Annotated in this window: 20 protein-coding genes and 2 pseudogenes; 20 read left to right on the top strand and 2 right to left on the bottom strand. The window is 67.1% G+C overall.

Going from position 1 to position 17,646, the window contains the following annotated elements:
• The first annotated feature begins 34 nt into the window (after positions 1-34).
• Complete coding sequence (locus RV045_RS05895) at positions 35-961, top strand: MBL fold metallo-hydrolase (protein ID WP_423234848.1); 927 nt, start codon at positions 35-37, stop codon at positions 959-961.
• Here RV045_RS05895 and RV045_RS05890 read toward each other — a convergent pair.
• Positions 907-1,905: a LysR family transcriptional regulator gene (locus RV045_RS05890; RefSeq protein ID WP_423234847.1), complete on the bottom strand. Its 999-nt coding sequence runs from the start codon at positions 1,903-1,905 to the stop codon at positions 907-909. The genes RV045_RS05895 and RV045_RS05890 overlap by 55 nt on opposite strands.
• Before the next feature lie 127 nt (positions 1,906-2,032).
• Here RV045_RS05890 and RV045_RS05885 point away from each other — a divergent pair, with 127 nt between their 5' ends.
• The 4 genes from RV045_RS05885 to RV045_RS05870 all read left to right on the top strand — a co-directional run bounded on the left by RV045_RS05885 (position 2,033) and on the right by RV045_RS05870 (position 5,876).
• Positions 2,033-3,484 (top strand): MFS transporter, encoded by a 1,452-nt coding sequence (locus RV045_RS05885; protein WP_423234846.1) that lies wholly within the window; start codon positions 2,033-2,035, stop codon positions 3,482-3,484.
• Positions 3,485-3,550: 66 nt separating this feature from the next.
• Complete coding sequence (locus RV045_RS05880) at positions 3,551-4,603, top strand: NAD(P)-dependent alcohol dehydrogenase (protein WP_423234845.1); 1,053 nt, start codon at positions 3,551-3,553, stop codon at positions 4,601-4,603.
• 15 nt (positions 4,604-4,618) lie between these two features.
• Positions 4,619-5,023, top strand: a complete 405-nt coding sequence (locus RV045_RS05875) for a (R)-mandelonitrile lyase (RefSeq protein ID WP_423234844.1) — start codon at positions 4,619-4,621, stop codon at positions 5,021-5,023.
• 1 nt (position 5,024) lies between these two features.
• The gene (locus tag RV045_RS05870; RefSeq protein ID WP_423234843.1) at positions 5,025-5,876 is read left to right on the top strand and encodes an aldo/keto reductase; all 852 of its coding nucleotides are present in this window, start codon (positions 5,025-5,027) and stop codon (positions 5,874-5,876) included.
• Here the strand turns inward: RV045_RS05870 and lhpI are convergent.
• On the bottom strand, positions 5,873-6,814 hold the full coding sequence (gene lhpI, locus RV045_RS05865; protein WP_423234842.1) for a bifunctional Delta(1)-pyrroline-2-carboxylate/Delta(1)-piperideine-2-carboxylate reductase: 942 nt from the start codon (positions 6,812-6,814) through the stop codon (positions 5,873-5,875). The two genes, RV045_RS05870 and lhpI, sit on opposite strands and share 4 nt — an antisense overlap.
• Here lhpI and RV045_RS14355 point away from each other — a divergent pair.
• The 15 genes and pseudogenes from RV045_RS14355 to RV045_RS05790 all read left to right on the top strand — a co-directional run bounded on the left by RV045_RS14355 (position 6,813) and on the right by RV045_RS05790 (position 17,568).
• Positions 6,813-7,240 (top strand): annotated as a pseudogene (locus RV045_RS14355) (ribbon-helix-helix domain-containing protein). The gene lhpI and the pseudogene RV045_RS14355 sit on opposite strands and share 2 nt — an antisense overlap.
• A 16-nt stretch (positions 7,241-7,256) precedes the next feature.
• Complete coding sequence (locus tag RV045_RS05855; protein ID WP_479722905.1) at positions 7,257-7,457, top strand: PIN domain-containing protein; 201 nt, start codon at positions 7,257-7,259, stop codon at positions 7,455-7,457.
• Positions 7,458-7,532: 75 nt separating this feature from the next.
• Positions 7,533-8,480 carry a phosphoribosylaminoimidazolesuccinocarboxamide synthase gene (locus tag RV045_RS05850; protein ID WP_423234841.1) on the top strand — a complete coding sequence of 316 codons (948 nt, stop codon included), beginning with the start codon at positions 7,533-7,535 and terminating at the stop codon, positions 8,478-8,480.
• Positions 8,480-9,169, top strand: a complete 690-nt coding sequence (locus tag RV045_RS05845) for a Rossmann-fold NAD(P)-binding domain-containing protein (protein WP_423234840.1) — start codon at positions 8,480-8,482, stop codon at positions 9,167-9,169. Before RV045_RS05850 ends, RV045_RS05845 begins: the two co-directional genes overlap by 1 nt.
• An 81-nt stretch (positions 9,170-9,250) precedes the next feature.
• Positions 9,251-10,150: an acetylglutamate kinase gene (argB, locus tag RV045_RS05840; protein WP_423234839.1), complete on the top strand. Its 900-nt coding sequence runs from the start codon at positions 9,251-9,253 to the stop codon at positions 10,148-10,150.
• A gap of 28 nt (positions 10,151-10,178) precedes the next feature.
• The gene (locus RV045_RS05835) at positions 10,179-11,120 is read left to right on the top strand and encodes an ATP-binding protein (protein ID WP_423234935.1); all 942 of its coding nucleotides are present in this window, start codon (positions 10,179-10,181) and stop codon (positions 11,118-11,120) included.
• A pseudogene (locus RV045_RS05830) lies at positions 11,117-11,464 on the top strand ((deoxy)nucleoside triphosphate pyrophosphohydrolase); the annotation flags it as partial. The gene RV045_RS05835 and the pseudogene RV045_RS05830, both read left to right, overlap by 4 nt.
• A 153-nt stretch (positions 11,465-11,617) precedes the next feature.
• Positions 11,618-12,019 (top strand): phosphoribosyl-AMP cyclohydrolase, encoded by a 402-nt coding sequence (gene hisI / locus RV045_RS05825; protein WP_423234934.1) that lies wholly within the window; start codon positions 11,618-11,620, stop codon positions 12,017-12,019.
• Positions 12,020-12,096: 77 nt separating this feature from the next.
• On the top strand, positions 12,097-12,513 hold the full coding sequence (locus RV045_RS05820) for a phosphoribosyl-ATP diphosphatase (RefSeq protein WP_423234838.1): 417 nt from the start codon (positions 12,097-12,099) through the stop codon (positions 12,511-12,513).
• The gene (locus tag RV045_RS05815) at positions 12,506-12,919 is read left to right on the top strand and encodes a DUF4870 family protein (protein WP_423234837.1); all 414 of its coding nucleotides are present in this window, start codon (positions 12,506-12,508) and stop codon (positions 12,917-12,919) included. Before RV045_RS05820 ends, RV045_RS05815 begins: the two co-directional genes overlap by 8 nt.
• 33 nt (positions 12,920-12,952) lie before the next feature.
• Positions 12,953-13,285, top strand: coding sequence for a histidine triad nucleotide-binding protein (locus RV045_RS05810; RefSeq protein ID WP_423234836.1), 333 nt, complete (start codon positions 12,953-12,955; stop codon positions 13,283-13,285).
• 90 nt (positions 13,286-13,375) lie between these two features.
• Entirely contained in the window at positions 13,376-13,621 is a 246-nt protein-coding gene (tatA, locus tag RV045_RS05805; RefSeq protein ID WP_423234835.1) for a Sec-independent protein translocase subunit TatA, read from the top strand.
• A gap of 42 nt (positions 13,622-13,663) precedes the next feature.
• A complete protein-coding gene (gene tatB / locus RV045_RS05800; protein ID WP_423234834.1) occupies positions 13,664-14,266 on the top strand; it encodes a Sec-independent protein translocase protein TatB in 603 nt (200 codons plus the stop codon).
• A gap of 3 nt (positions 14,267-14,269) precedes the next feature.
• Positions 14,270-15,103: a twin-arginine translocase subunit TatC gene (gene tatC / locus RV045_RS05795; protein ID WP_423234833.1), complete on the top strand. Its 834-nt coding sequence runs from the start codon at positions 14,270-14,272 to the stop codon at positions 15,101-15,103.
• Positions 15,100-17,568 (top strand): YgiQ family radical SAM protein, encoded by a 2,469-nt coding sequence (locus tag RV045_RS05790; protein ID WP_423234832.1) that lies wholly within the window; start codon positions 15,100-15,102, stop codon positions 17,566-17,568. The genes tatC and RV045_RS05790 overlap by 4 nt, the downstream gene beginning before the upstream one ends.
• Positions 17,569-17,646: the final 78 nt, after the last annotated feature.

Below are 17,646 nucleotides of genomic sequence, written 5' to 3'. Positions count from 1 at the left end.
AGCCCATTCGGGTTTTGCGAGAAGGACTCTGATCATGAAACTGCCCCTGGCCCTTGCCATCGCCCTTCTGTCGGGAGGCCTTGGGCTGGCCCGGGCCGACGACACGGCCTGCGCCCAGCGCGAGGGGGTCAGCGTGCAGATTCTGGGTTCCGGAGGCCCGGTGGCCGATGATGCGCGGGCCAGCACCGGGAATCTGATCTGGCGGGACGGTAAATCCGTCGCCCTGATCGACGCGGGCGGAGGCATATTCCTGCGCTTCGGGGAAGCCCGGGCCCGGATAGAAGACCTGGATTTCGTCGCGCTGACGCATTTTCATACCGACCATTCGGCCGATTTTCCGGCCCTGGTCAAAAGCGCCTTCTTCATCGAAAGAAACCGCAATCTGCCGGTTTTCGGGCCTTCAAGCAACGCGATTTTCCCGGGCCTGAACGGGTTTCTGAACGGGATGCTGGGCCCGAAAAAAGGGGTTTACCGCTATCTGTCCGGTTTCCTGGACGGGAAGGGCCAGGAATTCTCGCTGGAGCCCACCGAAGTGGATGCCCGCAAAGCCACGGCCACCCAGGTCTTTTCGAAGGGCGATGTTCGCGTCCAGGCGGTGGGTGTGCCCCATGGCCGCGTGCCCTCGGTGGGGTATGCCATTGAGGTGGGGCCTTACAAAATGGTCTTCAGCGGCGACCAGAACACCCAGGATCCGCGCCTGGCCCGGATCGCCATGAATGCCGACCTGCTGGTTTTCCCGCTGGCGCTGCCCGAAGAGGCGGGGCCGGGGGCCCGGCAGCTTCATGCGGTTCCGTCCCAGATCGCGGATTTTGCGACCGCGACGCACGCCAGAAAGCTGGTGTTGACGCATCTGATGGCCGCCAGCCTGAGCGCTCTGGACGAGAGCCTGGCCATCATCCGCCAGCGCTATTCGGGTCCGGTGGTGGTGGCGCAGGACTTGATGTGCCTGCCCCTGGACTGACCGTCTGACGCCGCTGCCAGCTCATCCCGCGACATCACGACCTCCGCGCTGTCCTGCAGCCGCTCCACCGCCAGATCGATGAAGGCGCGCACGCGGCGCGGCAGATCGGTGCGGCTGCCGTAGTACAGGTGCAGCGAAAAAGGCTGGCTCACGTGATCCGGCAGCACGGGCACGAGGCGCCCGCTGCGGATGTGCGCGGTGGCCGAGAAATTGGCCAGCTGCCCCAGCACCTGGCCCGAGAGCACGGCGGCCAGTTCCAGCTCGGTGTCGTTGGTGGCGAAGGCGGGTTCAACATGGTGCTGCTGCACCTCGCCCTGCACCTGCAGATACCAGGGCGACACCCGCCCCGTGGCCGGATGGCGAAACACACTGCAGCGGTGCCGGACCAGATCGTCCAGATGGCGCGGCACGCCGTGGCGCGCCAGGTAAGCGGGCGCGGCGCACACGATGAGCTGCACCGGGAAAAGCCGCCGCCCGATCACGTCGTTCTGCGGCGAAGCGCCGATGCGAAAGCCGACATCGACGCGGTCCTGCACCCAGTCGCCCAGACCGTCGTCCAGCTGCACGTCGGGCTGGATGTCCGGGTGGCTGCGGCAGAAGGTGTCCAGCAGCGGCATGAGCAGCGGCGCGAACGACGAGCGCGGGCCGACGATGCGCAATGGCCCGGCGATCTCGTCGCGGGTTTCACGCGCCAGCGCCAGCGCCCGGTCCAGCGCCGCCAGCGCGGGCTGGGTGCGCTCCAGAAAACGCTGGCCTTCTTCGGTCAGCGCCAGGCGGCGCGTGGTGCGGTGCAGCAGGCGCACGCCCAGATGCTGTTCCAGCTGGGCGATGGCCTGGCTGGCGGCCTGCGGCGTCACCCCCTGGGCCAGCGCGGCCTGGCGGATGCTGCCCAGCTCGACGGCTCTGGCGAAGGTGGCGATGGCGCGGAAAGGGGGGCTGGGCATGGTCAGATCGGCGGGAAAACAGCAGGGCGGTGAAGGCATCCGGCCGCCAGTATCAACTTTTCCTTGATGCCGGTGCAAGTGTTCGTGGGCTAGTGGCTTGCCATGGCAGCTTATACAGTCGCGCTCCATGACACATCCTTCCTCTTCTTCTGCGCCCGCGACAGACCCTGTCGCCCCGCGCATCCTGCTGCTGGTTCTGGCCAGCTATCTGATGATCGTGCTGGATATTTCCATCATCATCACCGGCCTGCCGCGCATCCGCGAGAGCCTGGGCTTCACGCCCGCCGGGCTGTCCTGGGTGCACACCGCGTACACGCTCACCTTCGGCGGCCTGCTGATGGCCGGGGCGCGGGCGGGCGATCTGTTCGGGCGCAAGCCGCTTTTCATCGGCGGCCTGACAGTTTTCGTGCTGGCCTCGCTGATGGTGGGTCTGGCCACCTCGCCCGCGATGCTGATTGCGGGCCGGGCGCTGCAGGGCCTGGGCTCGGCGGTGCTGGCTCCGGCGACGCTGGCGCTGCTGTCGGTCTACTTCCCGGAAGGGCCGGGACGCACGCGGGCGCTGGGCCTTTACGGCGCCACGGCGGGCGTGGGCGCCAGCGCGGGCATGGTGCTGGGCGGCGTTCTGGCCGATCTGCTGTCCTGGCGCGTGGGCTTTTTCATCAACGCGCCGATCGGTCTGCTGCTGATCGCCGGGGCGCTGCGCTGGGTGCCTTCGCCCCGCAATGCGCCCAGCACGGGTCATGCGGGAGGACGGCTGGACTGGCTGGGTGCCCTGCTGTCCACGCTGGGCATGCTGGCGCTGGTCTATGGTCTGGTCGAGGCCGCTGAAACCGGCTGGCAGACAGCAGGCAGCCTGCTGCCGCTGCTGGCGGGCGTGCTGCTGCTGGCGGGCTTTTTTGTCCAGGAGTCGCGTGCGGCCCAGCCGCTGCTGCCGCTGCGCCTGCTGGCCGACCGGGCGCGCTCGGGCGCTTACCTGGCGCGCATGCTGTATCTGGCCGGGGTGGTGGGTTTCTGGTTCTACACCACGCAGTACCTGCAGGGCGTGCTGGGCATGAGGCCGCTGCAGGCCGGTCTGGCCTTCCTGCCCGCCACCGGCGTGCAGTTTGTGGCGGCCATGATGGTGTCGCCGCTGACACGCCGCTTTGGCCACGAGCGTCTGCTGGCCGTGGGTGTGGCGGTGACGGCGCTGGGCATGGCCTGGCTGGCGGGCATCGGCCCGGATTCAGGCTACTTCAGCCACGTCGCCCTGCCCATGATGGTGCTGGGCGTGGGCCAGGGGCTGAGCCTCAGCCCGCTCACTGTCGCCGGGGTGGCGGGTGTGCAGCCGCGCGACGCGGGCGCCGCTTCGGGCCTGGTCAACACCGCGCACCAGCTCGGCGGATCGCTGGGCCTGGCGATGCTGGTGGTGGTGTTTGCCGCCAGCGGCCACCCGGACGCCGCCCCTGCGGCCGATCTGGCGCACCGCGTGTCCACCTGTCTGGCCGTTAGCGCCGGGCTGCTGGGGCTGGCGCTGGTCGTGGTGCTGACGATGGTGCGCCGCCCTGCGCCGGACGGGCTTTTGGCCGTGCCCGCCCGCTGAATCGCCCATCGGGTCATCATCCATTCCGCTTTGTCTTTTTCCAGAATTCTGTTTCAAGGAGTTTCCATGAGCTACCCCGTTCGCAGCTACGCGGCCCATTCCCCCACCGGCCGACTGGGCCTGTTTGAGTTCGAGCGCCGCAGCGCGCGCGACACCGACGTCGTCATCGAGATCGATTACTGCGGCGTCTGCCACTCCGACCTGCACAACGTGCGCAACGACTGGGGCAACGCCGAGTACCCCATGGTGCCCGGGCACGAAATCATCGGGCGCGTGATCGCCACCGGTTCGGCTGTCAGCCGCTTCAAGGCGGGCGACCGCGTCGGCGTGGGCTGCATGGTCGATTCCTGCCAGCACTGCGCCTCGTGCGGCAAGGGCTGGGAGCAGTACTGCGAAAACGGCGCCAGCTACACCTACAACGGCATCGACAAAGTCGATGGTTCGCGCACGCACGGCGGCTATTGCGAAAAAATCGTCGTCAGCCAGGATTTCGTCCTGAAGGTGCCCGAAACGCTGGATCCGGCCGCCGCCGCGCCGCTGCTGTGCGCGGGCATCACAACCTGGTCGCCGCTGCGCCACTGGAAGGTGGGCCCGGGCAGCCGTGTCGCCATCGTCGGCCTTGGGGGCCTGGGCCACATGGGCCTGAAGCTGGCCAAGGCGCTGGGCGCCGAGGTGACGCTGCTCAGCCGCTCGCCCGGCAAGGAGGCCGACGCGCGCCGCCTGGGCGCCGATCACATCGTCATTTCCACCGACGAAGCGCAGATGGCGGCGGTGGCGGGGCGCTTTGATCTCATCATCGACACCGTGCCTTACGAGCACGACGTCAACCCCTACGTGCCCACGCTGGCGGTCGGTGGCACCCTCGTGATGGTCGGCTACCTGGGCCCGCTGGACGCTTTCAACACCGCGCCGCTGGTGTTCGCGCGCAAGGCACTGGCCGGATCGCTCATCGGCGGCATCGCCGAAACGCAGGAGATGCTGGATTTCTGCGGCGAGCACGGCATCACGTCAGAGGTCGAAGTGATCCGCATCCAGGACATCAACGAAGCCTATGAGCGCCTGCTCAAGGCCGACGTCAAATACCGCTTTGTCATCGACATGGCCAGCCTGAAAGACTGAAAGGAAGAACCCGCTATGACCACGAACTCCGACCCCATCACCATCCGCCCCGCCAGCGAGCGCACAGCCGGCCCCGGCCCGGCCGATTACTTCACCGGCAGCGTGCAGGTGGAGATGCTCTTCACGCCCACCGGCCCCGACCGCGCGGCGGCGGCCAATGTCACCTTCCAGCCCGGTGCGCGCACCGCCTGGCACACGCACCCGCTGGGTCAGACGCTGATCGTCACGGCCGGAGTGGGCCGCATCCAGTCGCGCGGCGGCCCGGTGCGCGCGTTGAACGTCGGCGACGTGGTGCGCATTCCGCCCCACCTGGAGCACTGGCATGGCGCCGAAACCGATCAGGCCATGACGCACATCGCCATCCAGGAAGAGCTGGACGGCCGCGCCGCCGACTGGCTGGAACCGGTTCAGGGGGAATGACATGCAGCATCTGACCCTGAATACTGGCGCCAGCATCCCCGCCCTGGGCTTTGGCGTGTTCCAGATTGCCGACGCGCAGGAGTGCAGCCGCTGCGTCGTCGACGCCATCCAGACCGGCTTTCGCCACATCGACACCGCCGCGTCTTACATGAACGAGGCGGCCGTGGGTGAAGGCCTGCGCGCCAGTGGCGTGGCGCGCGAGCAGCTTTTTGTCACCAGCAAGCTGTGGGTGCAGCACACCGGCTACGAGGCCACGCGTGAAGCGATCACCGCTTCGCTCAAGCGGCTGGGGCTGGATTACCTGGATCTTTACCTGATCCACCAGCCGTTTGGCGATGTGCACGGCTCCTGGCGCGCCCTGCAGGAGGCGCACCGCGCGGGCCTGCTGCGCGCCATCGGGGTCAGCAATTTCCAGCCCGACCGCCTGATGGACATCGCCGCGTTCAACGAGATCAAACCGGCGGTCAATCAGATCGAGGTCAACCCTTTCCACCAGCAGGAAGAGAGCGTGGCCTTCATGCGCGAGCTGGGCGTGCAGGCGCAGGCCTGGGCGCCATTCGCCGAGGGCAAAAACGGCCTCTTCCACAACCCCGAGCTGCAGGCCATCGCTGACCGCCACGGCAAATCCATCGGCCAGGTGGTGCTGCGCTGGGTGATCCAGCGCGGCATCGTGGCGCTGGTCAAAACGGTGCGCAAGGAGCGCATGGCCGAGAACCTGGACATTTTCGATTTCGAGCTGGACGCGGCCGACATGGCCCGCATCGCCACGCTGGAAACGGGCACGAGCCGTTTCTTCTCGCACCGCGATCCGGCCATCGTCAAGTGGATGAGCGAGCGGCGCCTGGCGATTTAAGCCAGCGCCGCCCGCGCTACGCGCGCCGCAGCCAGGTCCCAGGCGGCGTAGCCCACGCTCTTGAACACGGCGGCGGCGGACAAGTCAGGCGGCTGCTGCACCAAAGTGCTCAGCGGCAGCACCTGAGCCCAGTCCACGCCCGCGCGCAGAAGATCGCCCGCCTCGTGCTGTGCGCCTTCGGGCTCGTCGGTGTAAATCGTGCTGCCGGACAGGGTCTGCGCGCCGATCTCGGCCATGTCCGGCTTGAAAGCGCCCACGCCGATGACGACGCGGCCCGGGCGAGCGGGCTCGTCATAGACCGGCGCTGAGCTGGTCGTGCAGCAGATGACGGCATCGACATCGTCTGCGACCGTGTCCGCTGCATCGGGCGAAATCTGCACGCCCTGCGCCGCGTGCTGCGAACAGAAGTCGGCCAGCGCCGCACTGCTTCGGCTGCGCACCGAGATGCGCACGGACGAGTCCAGCGCGTGCAGCGCCAGCACATGAAAGCGCGCCTGCGCCCCGGCGCCGATCAGCAGCACATGGCGTGGCCCCTGCGGTAGCAGGTGGCGCAGCGCCAGCATCGACACCGCTGCCGTGCGCCGCCCGGTCACTTCAGGCCCGTCCAGCACGAAGAGCGGCTGCCCGGTGCGGGCCTCGAAGGCCGTCACCAGGCCATTGATGGTCGGCAGCCCCGCGCGGGCGTTACCGGGCTGCACATTGACCAGTTTGTGGATGGCGATGTCGTCGGCGGTGGCGGGCATGCTCAGCATCACGCCGCCGTTCACCAGCGGCACCACCTGGCGCACAGGGCTGTCGATTTCGCCCGACGCGGCCTGCACCGAGGCGGTGGCCAGCGCGTCCATCAGGGCGCGGAAATCCAGCAGCGCCGCCGTCTGCGCGGCGCTGTAGACCGTCAGAGGGGACGGCGGGGCAGGGAAGTGGCTGGTGTCGGGCATGGAAATCCTTGGCGATGGGGGATGGCGGAATGATGCCGCATTCAGCGGCTTGGACTGCCGGTCTCATCGGTGTATAAACACCGAAGTTAGCCAACCTGCAAACACCGCGAAGGAGTCAGCCATGAGCACTGTCCGCTGGAATATTGCCGTTTCGCCGGATACCGATCAGTCGGTGCGCCTGTTCCTGGCCGCTCAGGGTGGGGGCGCAAAGGAGATCTGTCCCACTTCATCGAAGATGCCGTGCGGGCGTATATTTTTGACCGGGCGGTGGACCAGGCCAAAGCGGCCAATGCCGAAATCAGCGAATCCGACCTGACTGCAATCGTCAAAGAATCCTTGCAGTGGGCGCTTAGAGTTACGCCGTGCCAGTCGCTATCCCAAATTCAGGGCGGTTCTTCAGCCGCACCGGGTGGGCACCATGGTTAACCACCTGCAGGGAGCTATGGTCCTGAAAACGCTGGCTCCGCTGCCCGAAAGCCTTCAGCCGAATGACCCTGACGACGTGTTTCTGCTGGCCATGGCACTGGCGGGTGATGCGGATTACCTCGTCACTGGCGATCACCGTGCGGGCTTGCTGCAGCGCGGCCAGGTGGCGCGGACCCGCATACTGATTCCCGCTGCGTTCTGCGCCGAAGTCCTGTGACGTGAAGACGGCGGAGGGCTGGAGTGCCTTTCGCCAGCCGCGATAATGGAGCCACTTTTCACGCCCACGACCGCCATGAATCCTGCCGAATCTGCCACCGATAACGCCACCGCCTCCATGCCCCGCGTCAGCACGCCGACGCTGACTTCGCTGCCCCTGCTGGCGCGTGGCAAAGTGCGCGACAACTACGCCGTGGGCGACGACCGCATCCTGATGGTGGCGTCCGACCGCATTTCGGCCTTTGACGTGATCATGAACGAGCCCATTCCCGGCAAGGGCGAACTGCTGACGCGCATGGCGCTGTTCTGGTTTGATCGCCTGGGCCACATCGTCCCCCACCACCTGACGGGGCAGGACCCGCTGTCGGTGGTGCCCGCCGCCGAGCACGCGCTGGTGGCGGGCCGGGCCATGCTGGTCCAGCGCCTGAAGCCGGTGCTGGTCGAGGCCGTGGTGCGCGGCTATCTGGTCGGCAGTGGCTGGGCCGAATACCAGGCCAGCGGCACCGTCTGCGGTCTGGCGCTGCCGCCCGGCCTGCGCCTGGGCAGTCCGCTGCCCCAGCCCCTATTCACCCCGGCGCGCAAGGCCGAGTTTGGCGAGCACGATGAGAATATCTCTTACGCGCAGATGGAAAAAGCGGTTGGCGCTGATCTGGCCGCACGCATCCGCAGTATCTCGATCCAGCTTTACCGCGAAGCGGCTGAATATGCCTTGCAGCGCGGCATCATCATCGCCGATACCAAGTTTGAGTTTGGCCTGGACCCCGCCGGGAATCTGGTGCTGATGGACGAGGTGCTCACGCCCGATTCATCCCGCTTCTGGCCGCAGGAAGATTACGCCGCCGCCTTTGCCGCTGGCGTGAACCCGCCCAGCTTCGACAAGCAGTATCTGCGCGACTGGCTGGAAACCGCCCGGGTCGATGGCCAGCCTTGGGGCAAAACCCCTCCTGCACCCACGCTGCCGCCCGAGGTGATAGCCCGAACGCTGGCGCGCTACCAGGAAGCGCTGCACAGGCTGGTGGGGTGATGGGCGCGGCGTTTCGCGCCATCCTGATCGGCGGCACCGGCCAGGTCGGTGGCGCTGTCCTGCAGGCGCTGCTGGCCACGCCCGATTGCCGCGAGATCGTGCACATCACGCGCAAGCCGCTGTCGGCCGCGCACGCCTCGCAGGTCCGTCCTGTGGTGATGGATACGGGCGCTGATGATTTCGAAGCGCACATCGCCGCCCTGACGCGCGACACGCGGGCGCTGGGCGACCGGGTCGTCGCGATCAGCTGCGTGGGTGTGGGAAGCGGCACCGCAAAGTGGAGCGAAACGCGCCTGCGCCAGGTCGAGGTCGGCGTCGTCGGCGCATTTGCGCGCGGCGTGCGCGCTGCGGGCGTAGAGCATTTCGGTCTGCTGTCCGCGGCCGGGGCCACGTCCCGCAGCCGCCTCAAATATGTCCGCGTGATGGGCCTGAAAGAAGAGGCCGTGCAGGCGGTGGGTTTCCCGCGCCTGGCGATATTCCGGCCCGGAATTATCGAAGGCAATGCCCACACGCCCGCCTGGATCGCCTGGCTGGGCCGTTTGATTCCTGATCCCTGGGGAAATATCGCCCAGCGTGATATTGGCCGTGCATTCGCTGCGGCAATGGTGAGAAACGCGGCCTCATCTGGCGCTGAGGTGTACGGTAATCGGTCGATGCGAGGTCTGGCTGCAGCGTGGCGGGTGGGTTGACGCTCCTCCCCCCCATTACAATCCCCACCTGTCCTTTTCTTTTCCTGGCCTTGCGCCATCCCCTCTTTCCGTGAGGACCGCATGACTGATTCTTCCTCCGACGCCCTTTGGTCCCAGACTGTGGACACCCTGAGCGCCGTGCTGCCGCAGCTGATGGCGCTGCGGGGCAAGACGCTGGTGGTGAAGTACGGCGGCAACGCCATGACCGATGTGTCGCTGCAGCGGGCTTTTGCGCAGGACATCGCGCTGCTGCAGGCGCTGGGCATCACGCCGGTGGTGGTGCATGGTGGCGGGCCGCAGATCGAGAAAGCGCTGGCGGCCGTTGGCAAGGAAGGCCGTTTCGTCCACGGCATGCGCTACACCGACGACCAGACCATGCAGGTCGTGCAGTGGGTGCTGGCCGGGCAGGTGCAGGGCGAGATCGTCGGGCTGATCAATGCCGCGGGCGGTCGCGCCATGGGCCTGACCGGGCGCGACGGCGGCCTGTTCAGCGCCACGCGGCTGAATCTGCCTGATCCGATCCAGCCCGGCGTTTTCCACGATGTGGGCTGGGTGGGCGACATCCAGAAGGTCGATCCGGCCGTGATCCGCGACTTGCAGGCGCGCGGCTATGTGCCCGTCATCAGCCCGATCGCGGTGGGCGAGAACAACCAGAGCTTCAACGTCAACGCCGATGTGGTGGCCGGCGAGATCGCCCGTGCGCTGGACGCCGAGCGCCTGCTGCTGCTGACCAACACCGCCGGGGTGCTGGATGCGCAGGGCGCGCTGCTCAAAGACCTGACGCCCGCCATGGTCGATGCCATGGTCAAAGACGGCAGCATTTCGGGCGGGATGCTGCCCAAGATTGCCTCGGCGCTCGATTCGGCGCGCAGCGGTGTGCGCTCGGTCCACATCATGGACGGCCGCGTGCCGCACGCGCTCTTCCGCGAGGCCGCTTCGCCCCAGGGCACGGGCACGGTCGTGCGCCCGGATGCGGCCTGATTCACCCGATGCGGACAGAAGGATGACGATGCCGGATCACCCCTTTTCCCCCGACGTGACCGAACCGCACCAGGCATGGGCGCCGCTGGCCGCCCGCGTGGGCCAGCTGCTGGACCGTGTCGAACACCTGCTGGGCGCGGGTGCTGCCGCGACGGTGGACTGGTCGGCCTCGACCGCGTTTCGCTGCCGCGCCGCCAGCGGCCCCTGGGGCAGCGCGCGGCTGGTGCTGGAGCCTGTCGGCCAGGTCGCGCCCATGGCGCTGGACGCGCTGCTGGAAGTCGATGACCAGAAAGAGCGCCTGCGCGCCAACACCGAGCAGTTCGTGCGCGGCCTGCCCGCCAACCATGTGCTGCTGACCGGCGCGCGCGGCACGGGCAAAAGCTCGCTGATCAAGGCCGTGCTGCAGCACTACGCGCCGCGCGGCCTGCGCCTGATCGAGGTGGACAAAGAAGATCTGGCCCGCCTGCCCGAGGTGATGGCGCTGGTGGCCGGGCGGCCCGAGCGCTTTGTCGTCTACTGCGACGACCTGAGCTTCGACGAGGGCGAATCGGGCTACAAGGCGCTGAAATCGGCGCTGGACGGCACCATCAGCGCCCAGGGCGACAACGTGCTGATCTACGCGACCAGCAACCGCCGCCACCTGCTGCCCGAGCGCTTTTCCGACAACCTGTCCACCAACCGCAGCGACGATGGCGAGATCCACCCCGGCGAAGCCATCGAGGAAAAAATCTCGCTCTCCGAGCGCTTTGGTCTGTGGCTGAGCTTTTACCCCTTCAGCCAGGACCAGTATCTGGCCATCACCGGCCAGTGGCTGCGCCACCTGGGCGCCAGCGACGAGCAGGTGGCGCAGGCCCGGCCGCACGCGCTGACCTGGGCGACGCAGCGCGGATCGCGCTCCGGCCGCGTGGCGCAGCAGTTCGCCCGAGATCACATGGGCCGTATTTCTCTGGCTTTGGGAGACCCCGCATGACCGCCCCCGACAACCGCATCGACGTGGCCGTGGGCGTGCTGGTGCGCGCCAGCGGCGGCGTACCCGAGTGCCTGATGGGCAGCCGCGCGGGCGGCCGCGCCATGGACGGCCACTGGGAGTTCCCCGGCGGCAAGTTCGAGCCCGGCGAAACCGGCGCCCAGGCGCTGGTGCGCGAACTGCGCGAAGAGCTGGGCGTTACCGTGCGCGATCCGCTCTTCTGGCGCAGCCTGGACGTCGATTACCCGCACGCCAGCGTGCGCCTGCACTTTTACTGGGTCTGGAACTGGGCGGGCGACATTCGCCCCGCCGAAGGCCAGCAGGTGCGCTGGGTGGCGCGCGCGCTGCTTGATGCGCGCACCGACATCACCCAGGAGCGCCTGGCCACTCTGGGTCTACAGCCCGTGCTGCCCGGCACCGTGCCGGTGCTGCAGTGGCTGGCGCGCGAGCCCTGGGCCGGGCGCTTTGCGGTGCTGGGCCCGGACCCGGGTGAACCGGCGCTGGCTTTTGCCGACGCGCTGGCCTGGGACGACAAAGGTCTGATCCCCGCGATTGCGCAGGAGGCTGCCACCGGCGACGTGCTGATGGTCGCCTGGATGAACCGCGAAGCCCTGCTGCAGACCGCGCTGCGCGGTGAAGCCGTGTACTACAGCCGATCACGCCAGCGGCTGTGGCACAAGGGCGAGGAATCCGGCCACGTCCAGCAGGTGCTGGATATTCGCCTGGACTGCGATCAGGACGTGCTGCTGCTGCAGGTGCGTCAGTGGGGCCATACGCCCGGCATCGCCTGCCACACCGGGCGGCACAGCTGCTTTTACAGCCACCTGCAGGGCGGCCAGTGGCAGGATCGCCCGGATGCGCCAGTGCTCAAGGCGCCTGCGCAGATCTATGGCGCGTCCTGAGTGGCTTGAATTGCGCCCCTGCGCCCCCAACTGCATGACTTCAGCCCGCTTGCGGCGGGCGTTGCTGGAGACCCTCCGTGCCTGATCCCATTGCGGCGCAAGCCGACATCCTGACCGCCCTGTCGCGCCTGGCCGACACCATCGAGACGCGCCTGCCCGATCGCGGCGGCGACCCCGCCAGCAGCTACGTCGCCCGCCTGCTGGCCAAGGGCGAGGACGCTGTCCTGAAGAAAATTGGCGAGGAAGCCACCGAGACGGTCATGGCCGCCAAGGACGGCGACCGCCAGAAAATCGTCTACGAAGTGGCCGACCTGTGGTTTCACAGCCTGATCGCGCTGGCGCACTACGGCCTGCGCCCCGAGGACGTGATCGCCGAGCTGGTGCGGCGCGAAGGGCTGTCTGGCCTGCAGGAATTTGCTTTGCGCAAGGCCAGCCAGCGGGATCAGGAAGAAAGCCGCAAGGAAGAAAGCCGCCAGGAGAGCCCGCATGGCTGATGCCCAGGACGCCGTCATCATCGACGCCGGGAACGGCCCCGAGCGCATGCTGCCGCCCAACGAGAACCGCGCCCTGCGCCGCATGGCCATGGCGGTGTACGTGCTGCAGGCGCTGTCCTTCGCCTTCGGGATCACGGCGATCGCGGGCATCATTGTCAATTACGTCAAGCGCGACGACGTCGAGGGCACCTGGCTGCAGAGCCACTTCGACTGGCAGATTCGCACCTTCTGGTGGGGCTTGGTCTGGACCGTGCTGGGCGTGCTGCTGATTCCGGTGCTGATCGGCATGGGCATCCTGTTCGTCAGCTCGATCTGGCTGGTTTACCGCATCGTCAAAGGCGGTCTGGCGCTGTTCGAGGACAAACCCGTGCGCACGCGCCGGGTGATGCTTAACGTGCGTCTGTGACGCTATCCCCCCAAAACCCATCAGGAGACGCCCATGAGTGAATCCAGCTGCCTGTTCTGCAAGATCGTGGCCGGACAGATTCCGTCCGACAAGGTCTACGAGGACGACGAGTTTCTGGCCTTTCGCGACATCCGCCCGGCGATGCCAGTGCATGTGCTGGTGATTCCCAAGGCGCACGTGGTGTCGCTGCAGCACATCGACGCCAGCCATGAACCCATGCTGGGCCGCCTGCTGGGGCTGTGCAGCCGCATCGCGGCCGACCTGGGGCTGGCGGATGGCTGGCGCACACAGATCAATACGGGCGCGGGCGGCGGGCAGGAGGTCTTCCACCTGCACGTTCACATCATGGGGCGCCCCCGCGCATGAGCGTGACCCTGGCTGCAGGGGTTTAGGCAACGGGTGTCATAATGCCCGCTCTGGCCATTGGGGCCGGACACAGTTTCAAGGAGTATGAGCATGGGTGCTATCAGTATCTGGCATTGGCTGATTGTTCTTTTGGTGGTGGTGCTGATTTTTGGCACGAAAAAGCTCAAGAACATTGGCACTGACCTGGGCGGAGCCGTCAAAGGCTTCAAGGAAGGCATGAAAGACGTGCACGCCAGCGAAGCCGCGCAGCCCGCCCCGGCCCCGGCACAGCAGGTGGCCCAGAACAGCCCGGCCGCCAGCCAGACGGTGGACGTCGAGGCCAAGGTCCGCCAGTAAACCGCTGGCGCCCTGTGCGGCGCAGCGTGACCGGATGAGTGCATGATCGATTTTGGTTTTGACAAGCTGGCCCTGATCGGCGTCGTGGCGCTGGTCGTCATCGGCCCCGAGAAGCTGCCGCGCGTTGCGCGAACCGTGGGGCACCTCATGGGGCGCGCCCAGCGTTACATGGCCGACGTGAAAGCCGAGGTCAATCGCAGCATGGCGCTGGACGAGCTCAAGCAGATGCGCAGCGACGTGGAAACCGCCGCTGCGCAGGCCCGCGACCAGTTCCGCAACGAGGTGCGCAGCGCCGAGCAGGATTGGGACGAGGCCATCCACGGCCCGCGCAACAGCGGCTCGCCCGCACCCGACAACGCCAGCATTGCCCCGCCGGACAGCGCGGCGTCACCGGCGGCAGACAGCGCCGGGGGGGGCTTTTCCTACAGCGCAGACGGCGTTGATGGTGGCTCGTCCCATGCGTCCTCCTCCTGGAGCACGCCGCTTTACCCGCTGCCCGCCCGCAAGAGCAAAGCCTCGTGGCGTGCGCGCCGCTCGGCCGTTCCGGCCTGGTACAAGCAGCGCCACCACCTGCGCAGCCAGGCGCAGAACGCTGCGGCGCGCGTGTCGCGCTTTCGCCCGGCCAGCAAATCGATGCGGGGCTGACGCATGAGCACCAACCCATCTCCTCCGCTGCTGCCCGGACCGGACACCGATCCCGGCCAGCCCTTCATCACTCACCTGATCGAGCTGCGCGACCGTCTGATCCGCGCCATCATCGCCATTCTGGTGGTGTTTGCGGCGCTGTGCGTCTGGCCGTCGCCCTCTGGCATGTACGACCTGCTGGCCGCGCCGCTGGTCTCGCACTTCCCCGTGGGCACGCACCTGATTGCCACCAGCGTCATTTCACCCATCGTGGTGCCGATCAAGATCACGCTGCTGGCCGCATTTTTCGTGGCACTGCCCTATGTGCTCTTCCAGATGTGGTCCTTCATTGCGCCCGGGCTTTACAACCACGAGAAAAAAGCGGTGATGCCGTTGGTAGTGGCCAGCACGCTGCTGTTTTTTGCGGGCGTGGCCTTCTGTTTCTTCCTGGTGATTCCGTCGATGTCCAAGTTCATCCAGAGCTGGGCGCCGGCGTCGATCACGGCGGCGCCTGACATCGAGCAGTATTTCAGCTTCGTGCTGACGCTGTTTGTGGTGTTTGGCTGTGCCTTCGAGGTGCCGATTGTCGTCATCGGCCTGGCCCAGCTGGGCCTGGTGTCGGTCCAGCAGCTGAAATCCTTCCGGGGCTATTTCATCGTCGTGGCCTTTGTGGTGTCGGCGCTGGTGACCCCGCCTGATGTGCTGTCGCAGCTCGCGCTGGCCATTCCCATGATCATGCTGTACCAGATCGGCATCTGGTTTGTGCAGATGACGCAGCGCCAGAAGAAAGAAGCTGAGGCACAGGCCGAAGAAGCCTCTGAATCGCGCGACCTGACGGCCCCCGGCGAGCAGCCATGAGCGCCGCCGTGGCGGCCAAGGGCCGCACCATGCCCACGGCCAGGGCCCTGGGCAGCTACCGGCCCTTCTGGGCCAAACGCTTCGGCACGGCGCCCTTTCTGCCCACCAGCCTGGCGGAAATGCAGCAGCTGGGCTGGGACAGCTGCGATGTCATCATCGTCACCGGCGATGCTTACGTTGATCACCCCAGCTTTGGCATGGCCGTGATCGGCCGCGTGCTGGAGGCCCAGGGCTTTCGCGTGGGCATCATCGCCCAGCCCGACTGGACCAGCGCCGAGCCCTTCAAGGCGCTTGGCAAGCCCAACCTGTTCTGGGGCGTGACCAGCGGCAACATGGATTCCATGATCAACCGCTACACGGCCGACCGCAAGATCCGCAGCGACGACGCCTACACGCCGGGCAATGTGGCGGGCAAGCGCCCCGACCGTGCCGCCCTGGTCTACAGCCAGCGCTGCCGTGAGGCCTACAAAGACGTGCCCATCGTGCTGGGCGGCATCGAGGCCAGCCTGCGCCGCATCGCCCATTACGATTACTGGCAGGACAAGGTCCGCCGCTCCATGGTGGTGGACAGCAAGTGCGATCTGCTGCTCTACGGCAACGCCGAGCGCGCCATTGTCGAGATCGCGCACCGCCTGGCCGCCCGCGAGCCCATCGAGCGCATCACCGACGTGCGCGGCACCGCTTTCGTGCGCCGCACGGGCGATCCCTCCACCACGGGCTGGACACAGATCGATTCCACCGAAGTCGATACGCCCGGCACCGTGGACGCGCTGCTCAGCCCCTACATGGACATCGCGGACCAGGCGCGCGCGCAAGGCCAGAGCTGCGCCAAAGAGGACGGCACGGCGCCGCCTGCCGAATCGGCTGGGGTGGCCCCATCCGGCCCGCAGCTTGCGCCCGGCGAGCAGCCCATCACCCTGATCCCCCGCCAGCGCTACACCCCACCCGCGCGCGAGCGCAGCGTGATCCGTCTGCCGTCTTATGAGCAGGTCAAGCGCGATCCGGTGCTCTACGCCCACGCCAGTCGCGTGCTGCATCTGGAAACCAACCCCGGCAACGCCCGCGCGCTGGTGCAGGCGCACGGCGAAGGCGCGACCGCCCGCGATGTCTGGATCAACCCGCCGCCCATCCCTTTGACCATGGCGGAAATGGACCAGGTCTTTGATCTGCCCTACGCGCGCAGCCCGCACCCCAGCTACGCCGACGACAACGGCAGCCACGATGGCGCGACCAAAATCCCCGCGTGGGAGATGATCCGTTTCAGCGTCAACATCATGCGCGGCTGCTTTGGCGGCTGCACTTTCTGCTCGATCACCGAGCACGAGGGCCGCATCATCCAGAGCCGCTCGGAAGAATCCATCATCCGCGAGGTCGAAGAAATCCGCGACCGCGTCAGCGGCTTCACCGGCGTCATCTCCGATCTGGGCGGCCCGACGGCCAATATGTACCGCATCGGCTGCAAAAGCCCGGAGATCGAGGCCGCGTGCCGCAAGCCGTCCTGCGTTTACCCCGGCATCTGCCCCAACCTGCGCACCGACCATGGCCCGCTGATCAACATCTACCGCCGGGCACGGGCGCTGCGCGGCATCAAGAAAATCCTGATCGGATCGGGCCTGCGCTACGACCTGGCCGTCCAGAGCCCCGAGTATGTGAAAGAGCTGGTGCAGCACCACGTCGGCGGCTACCTGAAGATCGCGCCCGAGCACACCGAAGGCGGGCCGCTGTCCAAAATGATGAAGCCGGGCATAGGCAGCTATGACCGATTCCGCCAGATGTTCGAGCAGTACAGCGCCGAGGCGGGCAAAAAGCAGTTCCTCATCCCGTACTTCATCGCCGCCCACCCGGGCACCAGCGACGAGGACATGATGAACCTGGCCGTCTGGCTGAAGAAAAACGGCTTCCGCGCCGACCAGGTGCAGACCTTCTACCCCAGCCCTATGGCCACCGCCACGGCCATGTACCACAGCGGCCGCAACCCGCTGCGCAAGGTCACGCGGCGCGGCCGCGATGCCGACGAATCCGTGGACATCGTGCGCGGCGAAAAACGCCGCCGCCTGCACAAGGCCTTCCTGCGCTATCACGACCCCAACAACTGGCCACTGCTGCGCGAGGCGCTCAAGGCGCTGGGCCGTGCCGATCTGATCGGCAACGGCAAGCACCACCTCATCCCCAGCTTCCAGCCCAGCACCGACGGCAGCTATCAGAGCGCCCGCCGCAAGAACAGCAGCGCAGGCCTGACGCCGCGCGGCGGCACCGTTTCGCAGGCCAAGCCGCTGGGCAAAACCGTCCGCCAGGGCAGCCTGCTGACCCAGCACACCGGCCTGCCGCCCCGCGCGGGTCTGGCCGCTAAACCCATGGCCGCCAAACCAATGGCCGCCAAAGCTCCGGCCAGCCGCCCGCAGGCGGTCAAGGCCACGTCGATGAAGCCGGGCTCGCCGGTGGGCAAGGGGAAGCGGCGGGGATGAGCCGCTGTGCCAGCTGACGCAGCGCGGCTCTTTCTTGCCCGCAGGGGTCATTGCCATCAGAATGGCTGGCACTGAAAT

Source organism: Amphibiibacter pelophylacis, assembly GCF_037688875.1.
GTDB classification, from domain to species: Bacteria; Pseudomonadota; Gammaproteobacteria; order Burkholderiales; family Burkholderiaceae_C; genus Amphibiibacter; species Amphibiibacter pelophylacis.
The sequence above is the reverse complement of the archived record's forward strand: the minus strand, read 5'-3'. Positions and strand labels throughout refer to the sequence as shown.

Excerpts from the sequence above, each read along its gene's own strand:
- RV045_RS05895 (WP_423234848.1), top strand. The coding sequence starts at position 35 with ATGAAACTGCCCCTGGCCCTTGCCATCGCCCTTCTGTCGGGAGGCCTT.
- RV045_RS05890 (WP_423234847.1), bottom strand. The coding sequence starts at position 1,905 with ATGCCCAGCCCCCCTTTCCGCGCCATCGCCACCTTCGCCAGAGCCGTC.
- RV045_RS05885 (WP_423234846.1), top strand. The coding sequence starts at position 2,033 with ATGACACATCCTTCCTCTTCTTCTGCGCCCGCGACAGACCCTGTCGCC.
- RV045_RS05880 (WP_423234845.1), top strand. The coding sequence starts at position 3,551 with ATGAGCTACCCCGTTCGCAGCTACGCGGCCCATTCCCCCACCGGCCGA.
- RV045_RS05875 (WP_423234844.1), top strand. The coding sequence starts at position 4,619 with ATGACCACGAACTCCGACCCCATCACCATCCGCCCCGCCAGCGAGCGC.
- RV045_RS05870 (WP_423234843.1), top strand. The coding sequence starts at position 5,025 with ATGCAGCATCTGACCCTGAATACTGGCGCCAGCATCCCCGCCCTGGGC.
- lhpI (WP_423234842.1), bottom strand. The coding sequence starts at position 6,814 with ATGCCCGACACCAGCCACTTCCCTGCCCCGCCGTCCCCTCTGACGGTC.
- RV045_RS05855 (WP_479722905.1), top strand. The coding sequence starts at position 7,257 with ATGGTCCTGAAAACGCTGGCTCCGCTGCCCGAAAGCCTTCAGCCGAAT.
- RV045_RS05850 (WP_423234841.1), top strand. The coding sequence starts at position 7,533 with ATGAATCCTGCCGAATCTGCCACCGATAACGCCACCGCCTCCATGCCC.
- RV045_RS05845 (WP_423234840.1), top strand. The coding sequence starts at position 8,480 with ATGGGCGCGGCGTTTCGCGCCATCCTGATCGGCGGCACCGGCCAGGTC.
- argB (WP_423234839.1), top strand. The coding sequence starts at position 9,251 with ATGACTGATTCTTCCTCCGACGCCCTTTGGTCCCAGACTGTGGACACC.
- RV045_RS05835 (WP_423234935.1), top strand. The coding sequence starts at position 10,179 with ATGCCGGATCACCCCTTTTCCCCCGACGTGACCGAACCGCACCAGGCA.
- RV045_RS05815 (WP_423234837.1), top strand. The coding sequence starts at position 12,506 with ATGGCTGATGCCCAGGACGCCGTCATCATCGACGCCGGGAACGGCCCC.
- RV045_RS05810 (WP_423234836.1), top strand. The coding sequence starts at position 12,953 with ATGAGTGAATCCAGCTGCCTGTTCTGCAAGATCGTGGCCGGACAGATT.
- tatA (WP_423234835.1), top strand. The coding sequence starts at position 13,376 with ATGGGTGCTATCAGTATCTGGCATTGGCTGATTGTTCTTTTGGTGGTG.
- tatB (WP_423234834.1), top strand. The coding sequence starts at position 13,664 with ATGATCGATTTTGGTTTTGACAAGCTGGCCCTGATCGGCGTCGTGGCG.
- tatC (WP_423234833.1), top strand. The coding sequence starts at position 14,270 with ATGAGCACCAACCCATCTCCTCCGCTGCTGCCCGGACCGGACACCGAT.
- RV045_RS05790 (WP_423234832.1), top strand. The coding sequence starts at position 15,100 with ATGAGCGCCGCCGTGGCGGCCAAGGGCCGCACCATGCCCACGGCCAGG.